Below are 13,116 nucleotides of genomic sequence, written 5' to 3'. Positions count from 1 at the left end.
GGGGGAGTTCAGATGAGAAAGAGATCTACTATTTTTGTGGCAGCAGTTACGATAGTGATGCTGCTCGCCGGATGCGGCGCGGCAGAGAACAGGCAGACGGAAGCGGGTAAGCCCGGTCAGGAGCTGGTATACGCCACGGTGAAGGATATCAACGATATGAATCCGCATTTGTATCCCGGCTCCATGCCGGCTCAAGGAATGGTCTACGAATCGCTGGTTGAGAATACACCGGGTGGTATCCAGCCCCTGCTTGCAGAATCCTGGGAGATCTCCCCGGACGGGACCGTCTATACGTTCCATCTGAGACAGGGTGTGACTTTCCACGACGGGCAGCCGTTTAATGCCGAAGCGGTGAAGCAGAATATAGATGCGGTGCAGCATAATGCCGCTAAGCATACCTGGATCAAGCTGTCAGACAAAATCAAAGAAACGAAGGTGACCGGTGAGCATACCTTTGAGTTGACCTTGTCAGAGCCGTATTACCCGACATTGCTTGAGCTATCCATGACAAGACCGTATGTCTTCCTGTCCCCGCAGGACTTCCTGAATGGAGAAACCAAGGATGGGGTGAAAGGCTATCATGGAACGGGCCCTTACCGTCTTGCTGAACACCGGACGGACCAATATGCGGTGTTTGAAGCGAATACTAAGTATTGGAACGGTACACCTGCCATCTCCAAAATCACGGCCAAGGTGCTGCCGACCGGGGAAACAACCTTCCTGGCCCTGCAAAAGGGGGAAGTCAACTTTGTGTTCACCGATGACCGCGGAACGGACAGTATCGATACGGAGGCTATGGACCGGCTGGCCGAATCCGGAGTCTATCAGGTCGTGAGAAGTGAGCCGATGAATACGAAAATGATTGTGGCCAATAGCGGCAAAGCAGACAGTCCCGTGCAGGATAGAGCCGTCCGCGAAGCGGTCTGGCACGCCATTGACCGGGATACGATCGCCGGGCAAATCTTCAGCGGCAAGGAAACTCCCGCCGGGACCTTGTTCTCTTCCAATGTGAACTATGCGGATATCGGACTGAAACCGCGGGCCTACGATTTGCAGGAAGCAGAGCGTCTCCTGGAAGAAGCCGGCTGGACCCGCTCCGGCGAAGAGACCCGCACGAAGGGGGGCAAACCTCTGTCCATGACATTATATTATGATGCCGCTTCGTTATCCCAGAAGACGGAGGCCGAGCTGATCCAGAATACCGTCAAAAGCATAGGCATGAAGCTGGAGCTGTTGGGTGAGGACTCCTCCTCCATTGCAAGCCGCAGAGCAGCGGGGAACTATGACCTCCTGTTCAACCAGACCTGGGGGCTTGCTTATGACCCGCAAAGCACAGTCTCTGCATTCACTTCGGAAACCGCGTATTACCATGCCATCAAAGGCATCGGCCGGGCCGAGCAGCTCAAGGGCAAAATTGAAGAAGTCATGGTAACCTCGGATGAGGAGAAGCGCAAAGCTCTGTATGCAGATATTTTGACAACGGTTCATGAAGAGGCCCTATTCATTCCGTTAACGAACGGCAATCTTACCGTAGTCGCTCCCGGCAACCTGCAGGGCATCAGCTTCAAGCAAACGCAATTTGAGCTTCCCTTCGAGCGTATGAGCTTCAAATAAGCCGGAGGCGGAAAGGAAGGTCTGTATGAGCGGATATATTCTCAAAAGGACACTGCTGGCAGCGCCGCTGCTGATCATTATTTCGTTCCTGACCTTTGCGCTGAATCATCTGTCCCCGCTGAATCCGGCTGAGGTGGTTCTGCGCTCTCAGGGGGTGCCGCAGATTACGGAGACGTTAATTGCGGAGACTGAAGCAGCACTCGGGATGGACAGGCCGTTTCTGATCCGTTATGCGGATTGGCTGGTCTCCTGCCTGCGGCTGGATTTCGGCGATTCCTATATTACGGGGACTCCGGTGTGGTCTTTGCTGGGCCCGGCTCTGCTTAATACGCTGAAGCTGACGATGGTATCCGTTATTGTCATCCTGGCATTATCTGTGGGTCTGGGAATTCTCTGTGCGCTGAAAGAAGGCCGGCTGCTGGACCGCTCGGTCCGCGGTGTCTCCTTCTTCCTGACATCTATGCCGTCTGCCTGGCTTGCAGCCATGATGATCTGGTATTTCTCCGTCAAGCTGGACTGGCTTCCGACCAGCGGCATGGATTCATCCGCCGGCTATATCCTGCCCGTGACGGTGCTGACTGTCAGTTATGCGGGAATCTACTTCCGTATCATCCGCAGCTCCATGCTGAGCCAGCTACATGAGGACTATACGCTATATGCAAGGGCATGCGGTTTGCCTGAGCGGAAGATTACACTTCGCATGCTTAAGAATTCCATGCAGGTCGCGGTATCGGTGTTCTGCATGGCAGTTCCGGTTATCCTGGGAAGCACCGTTGTGGTAGAGAGCATCTTCGCCTGGCCGGGGCTTGGAGCCTTAACCGTGAACTCCATACTGGGGCGGGATTTCCCGGTTATTCAGGCTTATGTCCTGGTGCTCGCAGCGTCCTTCGTGCTGTTCAACACCTTGTCAGATCTTATCAATGCAGCGCTGAATCCAAGGCTGAGGAAGGAGTTCTAGATGACTGTCTATCGTAAAATGTGGAGCGACAAGCTGGCCGCCTTATCACTGACGGTCACTGCAATGGTCGCAATCCTTGGCATTTGCGCTCCTTGGTTTGCTCCTCACAGCCCGGAACAAGTCCATATGGAGCTGCGCTACGCATCCCCATCGTGGCAGTACCTGCTGGGCAATGATCATCTCGGACGCTGTGTGCTGTCCAGATTAATCTATGGTATTCGTCCCAGTGTGCTTTGGGTTTTTGCCGCGCTTCTGGTCTCCTTGTCCTTCGGGGGCGTTCTCGGAATTCTGGCAGGCTACTTCCGGGGGAAGACGGATCACATGATCATGAGAGTCTGCGACATCATGCTTTCCTTTCCCGGATACGTCATGTCGCTGGCTGTAGTCGGTATATTGGGGCCGGGAATCCAGAATATTCTGATTGCCTTCGTGATCATGAAATGGGCTTGGTTTGCCCGCGTCATCCGCACCTCCGTGATGCAGTTTGCTGAAGCTGATTATGTCAGATTTGCTAAGGCAATAGGGATGGGCAACGTTAAGATCATATGGAGGCACATCCTGCCTGTAGCGCTGCCGGATATTGCAGTGATCTCCAGCAGTGCTTTTGGAACCATGATCCTGCAGATTTCCGGGCTGTCCTTTCTCGGTCTGGGCATTCAGGCACCTCACGCGGAGTGGGGGATGATGCTGAATGAAGCAAGAGGGGTCATGTTCTCCCGGCCTGAGCTGATGCTGGCCCCGGGACTTGCGATCGTAATCGTGGTGTCGGCGGTTAATTTCTGCTCCGACGCCCTTCAAGCAGCACTCGACCCCAAGCTGCAAAGCAGCACCCGCAAATCACTCCGTGGCCTGGGGTTGTTCCCGGCCAAACCGAAGGGAGAAGAGGTGGCATAACGATAGTGAACATACTAGATGTTTCGAATTTGCGGATATGGGACGATACGACGGGCAAGGTGGTGGTCTCTGACAGCTCCTTTCAGGTGAGGCAGGGGCGCTGTCTGGCTATTGTCGGAGAGAGCGGCAGCGGCAAGTCTGTCACCTGCCGGGCGATCATGAGATTGAATACCTTCAACATGAGACAGTCAGGGAGTATTCGGCTGAACGGGGTTGACCTCGCAGAGCTGTCCGAAGCGGATATGCGCAGGCACAGAGGCAAGCACTTGTGTCTGATTATGCAGCAAGGCATGCGGGCGTTCGATCCTTCAAGCCCGGTCGGAAGCCATTTCAGAGATACACTTCGGCAGCATTATGGCTGGGGCCGGACTGAGATCACGTCCAGAATGGCCAAGGCCATGGAGAGCGTCAGGCTGCATGATCCGGTTGCGCTAATGAACAAATACCCGCATCAGCTATCCGGAGGAATGCTGCAGCGGATGATGATTGCGCTGGCGATTGTTCTTGAGCCCACGCTGATTATTGCCGATGAGCCCACCTCGGCGCTGGACACGCTGTCGCAGTTTGAAGTGCTTGAGCAGCTGATAGCCCTGCGGGAGGAGACAGGCTGCGCCATGATCTTCGTCTCCCATGATCTGGGCATTGTGCAGCGGATCGCTGACGATATCGTGGTGATGAGAGACGGCGAAATTCTGGAGTGCGGAACAACGGCTGACATTTTCTCGGGGACCAGGCATGAATATACCAGACATCTCCTGGATGCGAAGCAGAGGCTGAACCGGCATTTCAGGCACAGGATGGGAGGGCATCAGCATGTTGACCGTTAGTCAGGTGGAGAAATCCTATGGAGGCGGGAGAAGGTCATCCCGCAGCCCCAAGAAGGTGTTACATAATATCAGCTTTGTCTTGGAGAAGGATGAGGTGCTGGGCATTATCGGGGAGAGCGGCAGCGGCAAATCAACCTTGGGAAGGCTGCTGCTTGGCATCGAGAAGCCGGATAAGGGAAGCCTTCATTTCGAAGACAGAGATATAGCAGAGCGCTCAGGCCGAAGGAGGAGGATTAGTGCAGTATTTCAGGACTATACTTCTTCTATTCATCCCTACTATACGGTAGAGAAAGCCCTGGCCGAGCCGCTTAAGCTGTACGGGTGGAAGGACGGGGACATCAGGCTGAGAATAGACTTCCTGCTGCGCCAGGTTGGACTGGATTCCTCTTACCGCAGCAAGTATCCTCATGAATTGTCCGGGGGAGAAGCGCAGCGGGTGTGTATTGCCAGAGCCATTTCCACAGAACCGAAGTGCATTGTGCTGGATGAAGCCGTCAGTTCGCTTGACGCCTCCGTCCAATTTCAGGTGCTGGAGCTGCTGAAGGAGCTGAAGGCATCCTACGGCATGAGCTACATCTTCATCACACATGATATCCAGGCAGCCGTCTATTTGTGTGACCGCTTGATGTTTATCCGTGACGGGCAGATTGAAGAGATCGTGTCTGCCGGGCAGTTAACTGAAGTCCGCTCGGAATACGCCTCAATCATGCTGCACATGGCATTAGAACTGGCAGGCCAGGATGAAGGCTGCAATGCCGGCGGGGAGAAACGGAAGGAGAGAATATGGTGAAGGGAGCCCTCGCTTGGCCCTTTCTGCGCTTATATGCATTAACACTCTTGTATTTCAGTGCGAACTCCATTCTGAACGTAATCATTCCCTTAAAAGGAGAATCCCTGGGGGCCAGCAATTCGGCCATTGGTATCGTGATGGGGGCGTATTTATTCACCACCATGTTCCTCCGTCCCTGGGCGGGCCAGGTTATTCATCAGTGGGGGCCTGTTAAAGTACTGCGTGTCATTCTGGTGATTAACGCACTAGCCTTATCGTTATATACCTTTACCGGCTTAGGCGGCTTTTTTCTCGCCCGGATGCTGCAAGGGGTGTGCACAGCTTTTTTCTCGATGTCCCTGCAGTTGGGCATCATTGATGTTCTGCCGGAGAAGGATCGCTCACAAGGTATTTCTATGTATTCGCTTTGTGCATCAATGCCCGGTGTAATAGGCCCTTTACTCGCAGTGAACATCTGGGAAGCGGGGGAGATGAGCACTTTCACAGTGGTGTTGATTGGAATCGCTGTACTCACAGGAGCTGTAGGATTCAGCGCCACGATACAGACGGGGGCAGATCATCGGCCCATTGTTCAGAAATCCGGCATGCGGGGGTCGTTTGGGCAGCTATTGACGAATCCGGATTTATTCCGTTGCAGCGTGCTGATGCTGGCGGCATCCATTGTATTTGGCGCAGTGACCACCTTCATCCCTTTGTATGCAGCCCAGATTGATCATGGCAGTGCTGCCGTATATTTAATGCTGCAGGCAGCCATGATTGTTGCCGCACGATTTTTTTTGCGCAAAAAGATCCCCTCGGACGGACAATGGCATCCTGCATTTGTGGCATGGATTATGACTGCACTCACGGCAGCGTCTTTATGCACAGGCCTGTCTTCTATCAGCGGATTTGCCGTGTTTTATTGCGGCGCCTTATTCATGGGACTTGCCCAGGCGTTGCTGTACCCTACCTTAACGACCTACTTGACATTTGTACTCCCGGAGCTTAACCGTAACGTGTTGATCGGCCTGTTTATTGCTATGGCGGATCTCGGCGTATCGCTTGGCGGAGTAGTGATGGGCCCCGTTGCTGACTGGTTATCCTATGCTTGGACGTACTATATCTGTGCAGTATTGGGCGGTTTGTTATTGCTATTTGTATATTGTAAGAGGGTTAATGATTAACCCAATTTCAAGACCTTCACCAGCAGGAAGCCTAACACGGATAGCAGAACAGATCCAATGAATCCGGCTCCGAAGGCCTTTAGGCCCATGCGTCTAAAAGCAGCCAAATCTACGTTCAGACCCAGGCCTGCCATAGCCATTGCAATGAGGAAATACGCAGCAAGTATAAGCTTATCCGTGATTGCTTCAGGAATGATCTGCAAAGTATTGACGGTGCTCATTAGCAGGAACCCCAGGATGAACCACGGAACCGGTACAGACTTCCAATTGGATGGTCCGGACTCCGGGTTCTCCTGCCGCTCTTTGCGCTTGGCCCAGATTCCTATGATTACAGCGATCGGCACCAGCATGGTGACACGGGTTAATTTGACGATGATGGCCAGGTCAACCGCCTGCTTGCCGGCCGGCCCGGTTGCTGCAATGACATGAGCGATTTCATGGAGTGTGGCCCCTGAGAAGATGCCGTAGCCCAGTGGAGTCAGGGTAAGGAAAGGGTAGAGAAGGGTATACGTCAGTGTAAAAATGGTGCCTAAGATTGCAACGGTTGCCGCGCTGATCGCCGTCTCCTCGTCACTGGCTTTGAGCTGCGGAGCGATGGCTATTACCGCTGCTGCTCCGCAGATCGCCGTGCCGCAGGCCGTCAGCAGCCCCAGTCTGGATTCTACCTTGAACCATCTCGCCAGACCAAGCACCGTACAGATCGTGAACCCGATACACACCAAGGCGATTAGCACCACCTTGGGACCAGCCTGAAGGATATCCTTCAGGCTAAGTCTCATGCCCAGCAGGATGATGCCATACCGCAAAAGCTTTTTGGAGGTAAAGGAGATTCCGGGTGTTAAATAACTTGGAACGCCTAGCGTGGCTCTCCAGATCATTCCGAGCAGAATAGCTATGACTAATTGCCCCATAATGCACAGGAAGGGGAAGGCGGATACGTATTTGGCGAACAGGGCCAGCATTAGAGGCAAGGCGATACCGAGCGCAAAGCCCAGCTTCTTCTTTTCTTCCATGTGCACAGCTAAGTGTAGATTCATCGAAGTCACGTCCAATAGGTTGAATTTAGTTCCTTTAAACACTATATTCAGTTATGATTGATTAGGGAAATACGGATTTTAAATGTATATCATAATAAAATGTTATCTTAAAGGGGCGCGCGAACGATCATGCTTGAATCCTTGGTGGTCTATGTAACGGTTGTGGAGCAGCGGAACTTCTCCAGGGCGGCAGAGCTTCTGCATCTGTCACAGCCTGGGGTCAGTCTGCAGATCCGTAATCTGGAGAAGGAACTCGGCGTAAAGCTCATGAACCGTTCGCCCAAATGGGTGAAGCTGACGGAAGCAGGGGAGCTGTTCTATAGACGGGCGAAGGAAATGCTGAATCTCTATGAGTCTGTTAAGCTCGATCTGGCCCGGCTGCATGATACCGTGAGCGGAAGCTTACATATCGGGGCAAGCTTTACGATTGGCGAATATGTGTTGCCCCGGCTGTTCTCATCCTTCGCCAAGCAATATCCCGATGTGGACATGGGGATGACGATTGCGAATTCAACGGAGATTGTCTCTGCCTTGCGGGAGAATAAGATTGAAGTGGGGCTGATTGAAGGAAGCATCGAGGCGGCGGATCTGCAGGTTGTTCATTTTATGAAAGACGAACTGATTATCGTCGCTGCTGAGAATCACCCGCTCTCACGAACCGGCGCGGTGGAGGTGGGCGTACTCCAGGATCAGATATGGGTGCTGCGTGAGAGCGGTTCGGGGACGCGTTCGTTCAGCAATCATTTTTTGGCACAGGCTGGTCTAAGAATGAAGCGCTCGTATGAGATCAACAGCAGTCAGGGAGTGAAGGAGGCTGTCGCTAACGGACTGGGGATTTCTATTCTCTCGAAGTGGGTGGTCCGCAGGGAGATCGAGACCGGTAAGCTCATAGAAATTCCTGTGCAAGGCCTGAGCCTTGAAAGAGACTTCTCGATTGTGCGGCTGACCGGTCATGTTCCCAGCAGAGCGAACGAGGTGTTCGTGGAGCGATTGGTGAAGCTGGATAGTACATTTGCCTGAACCAGAATAGTGACGAGGTCATTTAATGGTCTGGTATACGAGGCCTATGGCACCAGAATCAAACGTCTTATTTTCGATAAGCTTCAGATTAGTCTTCTCCCGGATACCTTGGAATAACGGTAAGCCGCTGCCGATCACGACGGGGGAGACCGTAATTTTATACTCATCGATTAAGCCAAGCTGCATAAGAGTGTGTGCGAACCGGGGACTGCCGAGAATGACGATATCCTGACCTGGCTGCTCTTTGAGACGCTGGATCTCTTCCTCGACGTTCTCTTTGACCAGTCTGGAATTATTCCATTCAACGTTCTCCAGGGTTGTGGAAAAGACCACTTTGGCTGTCTTCTCAATCCATTCCGCATGATCCCGTTCGTGCTGCGAAGCGGAGGGATCTGCTGGGACGGAAGGCCAATAACTATACATCATTTGATATGTACCACGACCCCAAATGACCGTGTCCGCAGTACTCAGAATTTCCCTCGCGTGGCTCTCCAGATCAGCATCATAGGCAACCCAGCTAATATCCATTGGGCCGTTCGGGCCTTCTACAAAACCGTCAAGCGAAGCGTGCAGAAATAGAACGAGTTTTCTCATCTTCATTAATCCTCCGATATCCAATTTGGTTATTGGATTTAGTATAACTCATTAAAATTAAAGATTGAAACAAGAGAAAAGTTGGATAATAATGATAATGTTAACTTTATCAAATTAATTGGAGGAAAAGCAATTGCGCAAACAGAGAGTAACCAGCACCTTTTTAATCACTATTTTTGCAGTATTCTATTTATTTAGTGGAGTATCGGCTGCTAACAGCATCTCACCAAGTAGTGACTTGAAACCATTATGGAACATCTCAAATGAATCTGAACTGGATATGTTCCTACAAGCACCGTACCATGTGCCTAATACCAATACAGTTTATATTCATACCAATACCTTTGTGAATTCTGAGACAAAAAGCTGGATGGTTAGTGTAGTTTCAGCCGTAGATAAGACTACAGGTAAGAAAAAATGGTCATTTGATTTTTATAAAAAAGGGATACCTTATCCATGGACTACTTCTGATTTCACCTACAGTCAGAGCGGTTCTATCTATGCCTTGGTGAAAGACGGGGGTGGGTCAAGATTATATTCTGTTAACTCCTACGGAAAGCAAAATTGGGTGATAAACGTTCCGGATGCCCAGAACCTATACGCAATGAACAATGGTACAGTGTAGTTAATAAACTCCGATAAAGTAGATTCAAAAGGTAACCGCACACCATGGGCTTATGCATATAGTCAAAACGGAAAAAAGACGGGGGAGAAATCACTAACACAAATGTACTCGGTTATAGACGGCCAATATCTTGTCACGCAGACAGGGCCATTTGGAAAATCCAAACTTGAAGTGTTTGGCCCAACGTTAAATCGATTGTTTACTTATACGCCTCCTGCAGGAGCAGGGTTATACGTTGACGAAATGTCCTGGCGTATAAATAAAAGTAATATACTCCTGCGTATGAACTTACCAAAAACAGGGAATCGATTAATCGCGATAGATTCAAAAGGCAAGACTTTGTGGGGAAAAAATATAGCTGGAGATGCTTCGGTTCAATCCATAGGCGAGAATTATGCCATATATGAGAATAATGAGTTAAGTGTTTTTGGAGCAAAAGGACTCATTGTAAAAAAGCCAATTCAATTAGGTGATCCTATGAATGTAGTCTTAAATACTACAGATAATAAAATCAGAGTTCACTCTGAGAATTGGATGGATATTCTAGATCCAATTACACTCAACATTATGTATCATATTCCATATGATGATGATGAGAAACAATTGGAATATTATTATGCTGGAGATGGATATCTGTATTTATTAAAAAATGGTTACCAATTATCTCAGTTTAAATTAGACAAGGTCACAAATTCAAAATAACTAAAATGAAACTACCGCTGATGAAGCCGCGGTAGTTATTTTTGTAAGCAATTATAAAGTTACCTTTAACTTCTTCACAAAACCCGTATTTTGTACATATGTCATAAGCAGGCTAAGTTCATGTGAGACTATGTTCTTGGTCTGTTGTCGCAGGACAAGAACATAGTCCTTTGTAGGACAAGTACTTGGTCCCATTGGCGATTAATCCCCTATTTCGGCCACAAAAAAACAACTCGAGTGAGTTGTTTAATAATCATGCTTCTCTATATATGAACTAACGTAATTAATCAGTTCATATTTTTTTGGATATTCGATGGATCACAAGCTTTACTAGCTACCCTATCGGGAGAAATGGATGTGAAATGAACGAATGATAAACATCCATTGATGCTTTAATTCAAGCTCTAATGACTTGTCCACTTTCACTATTTTCCGGTAACGATGCCAACTTGATAATTTTATGTACTACTGTTGCGGGGTCTGTTTCTCCAAGAGGGTGTTGTTCTGTCTTTAGAACGCCTGGATCAAACATGTTAACTAATATATTGTGTTTTTCTTCTTCCAAGGCAACGGTTCTCATTAACCCTTCTAATCCTGCTTTTGCAGCAGAATATGCTCCTAATCCTTCAAGTGCAGCATTAGCCGCTACTGAAGATATTGATACTATTCGTCCATATTGTTGATTTCTCATTAATGGAAGAAAAGCATTAGTCATCAAAAATTGACTATACAAGTTAAGTTTAATTGTATGATCCCAGGTATCGTAAGTCATATCATGTATTGGACTGAATTCGCCAGTTCTTCCAGCATTGTTGATAATAATATCTAGCTTCCCAAGTTCTGCAATGACCTGTTCACGAATTCTGTTGACATCTTCCAAATTTGTAACATCAGCACTAATGATTACAGATGAAGCACCATTGTTTTCAGATATTATAGTAGCGACTTCTTTTAATTTGTTCTCGCGTCTTCCTACCAATACAAGCTGGGCTCCTTCGGTTGCCAATTGTATTGCTGTTGCTCTGCCCAAACCCGTTCCTGCACCTGTCACCAAGGCAACTCGATTCGTTAATAATTTCATTGATATTCCTCCTAAATTTTGTTTTTTAATTTATACATCTGTTCACTTGCTTCCAAATGAATCAATCCACGATTTTTTAACGAAAAGCCCCACCTCTTTCAAGGGTTCGTGGTGTATTAATCCGAATTAAATATTCTTGACTTCGTAGTCAAGAATTACACAAAAAAAAGATCAAGACACGATCATGCCAAATGAAGTACGCAGAACCGTCTCGATCTGTTCACGGGATAAACCTGATTTTTGCATAACTCTCACACCCAGGATGGTGTTATTTAGGTAAGATGCAAGCTCTATACTCGTATACCGGTTGGAAATTAACTGTTGTTTCTGGCCACTACTTATGATCTTCTCTAATACTAGTTGAATCTCTTCTACCATGAGTTTAGCTTCGCGTGTGACCTGCTCGTCATCTGTTCCGAATTCGAGTGATGCATTTACAATTAGACACCCTTTGCAGCCAGTTTCATCGTCTAAAAGGGAATGTTGTAAGGCATCCAGTTTATCACCGGGAGACGAATCCAGGGCTTCAATATCTTTCAGTTTCGATACAACCTGTTCACGGTAAAGTGCCATCGCCTTCAGGAACAACGATCGCTTGTCTTTAAAAACACAGTACAAACTTTGCTTTTTGACTCCTGTGGTACGAGTAAGGTCCTCATAAGAAGTTGCTTTGAAGCCTTGATTCCAGAACACTTCCATAGACTGGTGTAATACACGATCGACATCAAATTCTCTTGGTCTGCTCATGGGATTAATATATCAGTTATTGACCATGTAGTCAAGAACTGATCGTTTTACATACTAATCTCTACGGAATTTACTTGGATGGATAAAAGCCCCTCAGCATCTCACGCATATCCGACTTAATGTTAATATCCGGACGCTTTTCCTTGGCCAAAGCCTCAGCCTCTTCTACAGTTGCAGCAAGACCTAATTCAAGCAATAAGCCAGTAGCAACCGTACCTGTACGATTCCGTCCGCCAGCGCAATGGAAATAGACTGTCTTCCCGTTATTCACTGCTGCTGTTACCGCTTGGATCGCTGCTTGTACAGAACCTTCTTGGCCGCTCTCATCCTCTACAATTGGACAATGGTGACGTGTTACTTGCTCAGGGAAACCGTCTGCTTTGGTGCCGGTGTCTCTTAAATCAAACACATCTGAAATCTCTTGCTCATAGAGGGTATCAAGCAGTGCATTCTCCCCGCCAATATATACTTTACCTTCAATCAGTTCATGATAATTTACCATTATAATTCTCTCCTATCTCATTAGCAGCAGTTACTCCACCATCGTGACTATTCACCCGTTTCAGCGAATTGTTTGATGCGCTCGCCCACTTGATCACGAACCCGCTGGAAGACCGCCCACTTCTCCTCATCTGTTCCTTGAGCTTTCGCCGGATCGTCGAATCCCCAATGCTCCCGTTTCACCTGTGGCGGAGTAACCGGGCATTTATCTGCTGCATCTCCACATAATGTAATGACGAGATCAGAGCTATTCAGCAGCTGCGGATCAATAATATCTGATGTTTGACCTGAGATATCTATACCTACTTCACTCATCGCCTGAACGGCTTTCGGATTCAAACCATGAGCCTCAATGCCGGCACTGTAAACATTCCAGTCATTGCTCAAATATTTCTTGGCCCACCCTTCCGCCATCTGGCTCCGGCAGGAGTTTCCTGTACACAAAAAGTAAATGGTCTTCTTATCCATAAGTCTCAATCTCCTTCGAGTTTAAAATAGGGTCAATGTTATATATAAACCAAGCAGTGTGATGAACAGCGTAGGGATCGTCAAAATAATGCCTG

General features: G+C 48.6%; 15 protein-coding genes. 9 read left to right on the top strand and 6 right to left on the bottom strand.

Going from position 1 to position 13,116, the window contains the following annotated elements:
* The first annotated feature begins 12 nt into the window (after positions 1 to 12).
* Genes cntA through cntE form a run of 6 tightly spaced genes read left to right on the top strand, consistent with a single transcriptional unit; the run spans position 13 to position 6,246 of the window.
* Positions 13 to 1,614 carry a staphylopine-dependent metal ABC transporter substrate-binding lipoprotein gene (cntA, locus tag C162_RS15005; RefSeq protein WP_036695309.1) on the top strand — a complete coding sequence of 534 codons (1,602 nt, stop codon included), beginning with the start codon at positions 13 to 15 and terminating at the stop codon, positions 1,612 to 1,614.
* 25 nt (positions 1,615 to 1,639) lie between these two features.
* On the top strand, positions 1,640 to 2,572 hold the full coding sequence (gene opp1B / locus C162_RS15000; RefSeq protein ID WP_036695308.1) for a nickel/cobalt ABC transporter permease: 933 nt from the start codon (positions 1,640 to 1,642) through the stop codon (positions 2,570 to 2,572).
* A complete protein-coding gene (gene cntC, locus C162_RS14995; RefSeq protein ID WP_036695307.1) occupies positions 2,573 to 3,466 on the top strand; it encodes a staphylopine uptake ABC transporter permease subunit CntC in 894 nt (297 codons plus the stop codon).
* A 5-nt stretch (positions 3,467 to 3,471) separates the two neighbouring features.
* Positions 3,472 to 4,293, top strand: a complete 822-nt coding sequence (cntF, locus tag C162_RS14990) for a staphylopine uptake ABC transporter ATP-binding protein CntF (protein WP_036695306.1) — start codon at positions 3,472 to 3,474, stop codon at positions 4,291 to 4,293.
* A complete protein-coding gene (locus C162_RS14985; RefSeq protein ID WP_063829025.1) occupies positions 4,280 to 5,083 on the top strand; it encodes an ABC transporter ATP-binding protein in 804 nt (267 codons plus the stop codon). The genes cntF and C162_RS14985 overlap by 14 nt, the downstream gene beginning before the upstream one ends.
* Entirely contained in the window at positions 5,080 to 6,246 is a 1,167-nt protein-coding gene (cntE, locus tag C162_RS14980; protein ID WP_036695484.1) for a staphylopine family metallophore export MFS transporter CntE, read from the top strand. The genes C162_RS14985 and cntE overlap by 4 nt, the downstream gene beginning before the upstream one ends.
* Here cntE and C162_RS14975 read toward each other — a convergent pair.
* Entirely contained in the window at positions 6,243 to 7,283 is a 1,041-nt protein-coding gene (locus C162_RS14975; protein WP_036695305.1) for a YeiH family protein, read from the bottom strand. The two genes, cntE and C162_RS14975, sit on opposite strands and share 4 nt — an antisense overlap.
* 129 nt (positions 7,284 to 7,412) lie before the next feature.
* On the opposite strand from C162_RS14975, the gene C162_RS14970 reads away from it, so the two are divergent.
* Positions 7,413 to 8,303: a LysR family transcriptional regulator gene (locus C162_RS14970; RefSeq protein WP_156949633.1), complete on the top strand. Its 891-nt coding sequence runs from the start codon at positions 7,413 to 7,415 to the stop codon at positions 8,301 to 8,303.
* 18 nt (positions 8,304 to 8,321) lie between these two features.
* Here C162_RS14970 and C162_RS14965 read toward each other — a convergent pair whose 3' ends face one another.
* A complete protein-coding gene (locus tag C162_RS14965; RefSeq protein WP_036695303.1) occupies positions 8,322 to 8,897 on the bottom strand; it encodes a dihydrofolate reductase family protein in 576 nt (191 codons plus the stop codon).
* Between the two features lie 133 nt (positions 8,898 to 9,030).
* Here C162_RS14965 and C162_RS36915 point away from each other — a divergent pair, with 133 nt between their 5' ends.
* Positions 9,031 to 9,522 carry a hypothetical protein gene (locus C162_RS36915; protein ID WP_235218440.1) on the top strand — a complete coding sequence of 164 codons (492 nt, stop codon included), beginning with the start codon at positions 9,031 to 9,033 and terminating at the stop codon, positions 9,520 to 9,522.
* Positions 9,523 to 9,624: 102 nt separating this feature from the next.
* Positions 9,625 to 10,224: a hypothetical protein gene (locus C162_RS36910; RefSeq protein ID WP_235218439.1), complete on the top strand. Its 600-nt coding sequence runs from the start codon at positions 9,625 to 9,627 to the stop codon at positions 10,222 to 10,224.
* A 397-nt stretch (positions 10,225 to 10,621) separates the two neighbouring features.
* Here the strand turns inward: C162_RS36910 and C162_RS14955 are convergent, their stop codons facing one another.
* From C162_RS14955 to arsC, 4 genes are all read right to left on the bottom strand, one after another.
* A complete protein-coding gene (locus C162_RS14955) occupies positions 10,622 to 11,305 on the bottom strand; it encodes an SDR family NAD(P)-dependent oxidoreductase (protein WP_036695302.1) in 684 nt (227 codons plus the stop codon).
* Positions 11,306 to 11,476: 171 nt separating this feature from the next.
* The gene (locus C162_RS14950) at positions 11,477 to 12,052 is read right to left on the bottom strand and encodes a TetR/AcrR family transcriptional regulator (RefSeq protein ID WP_036695301.1); all 576 of its coding nucleotides are present in this window, start codon (positions 12,050 to 12,052) and stop codon (positions 11,477 to 11,479) included.
* Positions 12,053 to 12,122: 70 nt separating this feature from the next.
* Complete coding sequence (locus tag C162_RS14945; RefSeq protein WP_036695300.1) at positions 12,123 to 12,554, bottom strand: protein-tyrosine phosphatase family protein; 432 nt, start codon at positions 12,552 to 12,554, stop codon at positions 12,123 to 12,125.
* 47 nt (positions 12,555 to 12,601) lie between these two features.
* A complete protein-coding gene (gene arsC / locus C162_RS14940; protein WP_036695298.1) occupies positions 12,602 to 13,021 on the bottom strand; it encodes an arsenate reductase (thioredoxin) in 420 nt (139 codons plus the stop codon).
* Between the last annotated feature and the right edge of the window lie 95 nt (positions 13,022 to 13,116).

The organism is Paenibacillus sp. FSL R7-269, from assembly GCF_000517865.1.
Classification (GTDB): Bacteria; Bacillota; Bacilli; order Paenibacillales; family Paenibacillaceae; genus Paenibacillus_AQ.
Note: the sequence above shows the minus strand (reverse complement) of the source record. Positions and strands in the feature narration are given on the sequence as shown.

What these genes read in the sequence shown, in the direction of transcription:
- opp1B (WP_036695308.1), top strand. Translation starts at nt 1,640, where the DNA reads ATGAGCGGATATATTCTCAAAAGGACACTGCTGGCAGCGCCGCTGCTG.
- C162_RS14975 (WP_036695305.1), bottom strand. Translation starts at nt 7,283, where the DNA reads ATGAATCTACACTTAGCTGTGCACATGGAAGAAAAGAAGAAGCTGGGC.
- arsC (WP_036695298.1), bottom strand. Translation starts at nt 13,021, where the DNA reads ATGGATAAGAAGACCATTTACTTTTTGTGTACAGGAAACTCCTGCCGG.
- C162_RS36910 (WP_235218439.1), top strand. Translation starts at nt 9,625, where the DNA reads ATGTACTCGGTTATAGACGGCCAATATCTTGTCACGCAGACAGGGCCA.
- cntC (WP_036695307.1), top strand. Translation starts at nt 2,573, where the DNA reads ATGACTGTCTATCGTAAAATGTGGAGCGACAAGCTGGCCGCCTTATCA.
- C162_RS14985 (WP_063829025.1), top strand. Translation starts at nt 4,280, where the DNA reads ATGTTGACCGTTAGTCAGGTGGAGAAATCCTATGGAGGCGGGAGAAGG.
- C162_RS14970 (WP_156949633.1), top strand. Translation starts at nt 7,413, where the DNA reads ATGCTTGAATCCTTGGTGGTCTATGTAACGGTTGTGGAGCAGCGGAAC.
- C162_RS14950 (WP_036695301.1), bottom strand. Translation starts at nt 12,052, where the DNA reads ATGAGCAGACCAAGAGAATTTGATGTCGATCGTGTATTACACCAGTCT.
- C162_RS14945 (WP_036695300.1), bottom strand. Translation starts at nt 12,554, where the DNA reads ATGGTAAATTATCATGAACTGATTGAAGGTAAAGTATATATTGGCGGG.
- cntA (WP_036695309.1), top strand. Translation starts at nt 13, where the DNA reads ATGAGAAAGAGATCTACTATTTTTGTGGCAGCAGTTACGATAGTGATG.
- C162_RS14965 (WP_036695303.1), bottom strand. Translation starts at nt 8,897, where the DNA reads ATGAGAAAACTCGTTCTATTTCTGCACGCTTCGCTTGACGGTTTTGTA.
- C162_RS14955 (WP_036695302.1), bottom strand. Translation starts at nt 11,305, where the DNA reads ATGAAATTATTAACGAATCGAGTTGCCTTGGTGACAGGTGCAGGAACG.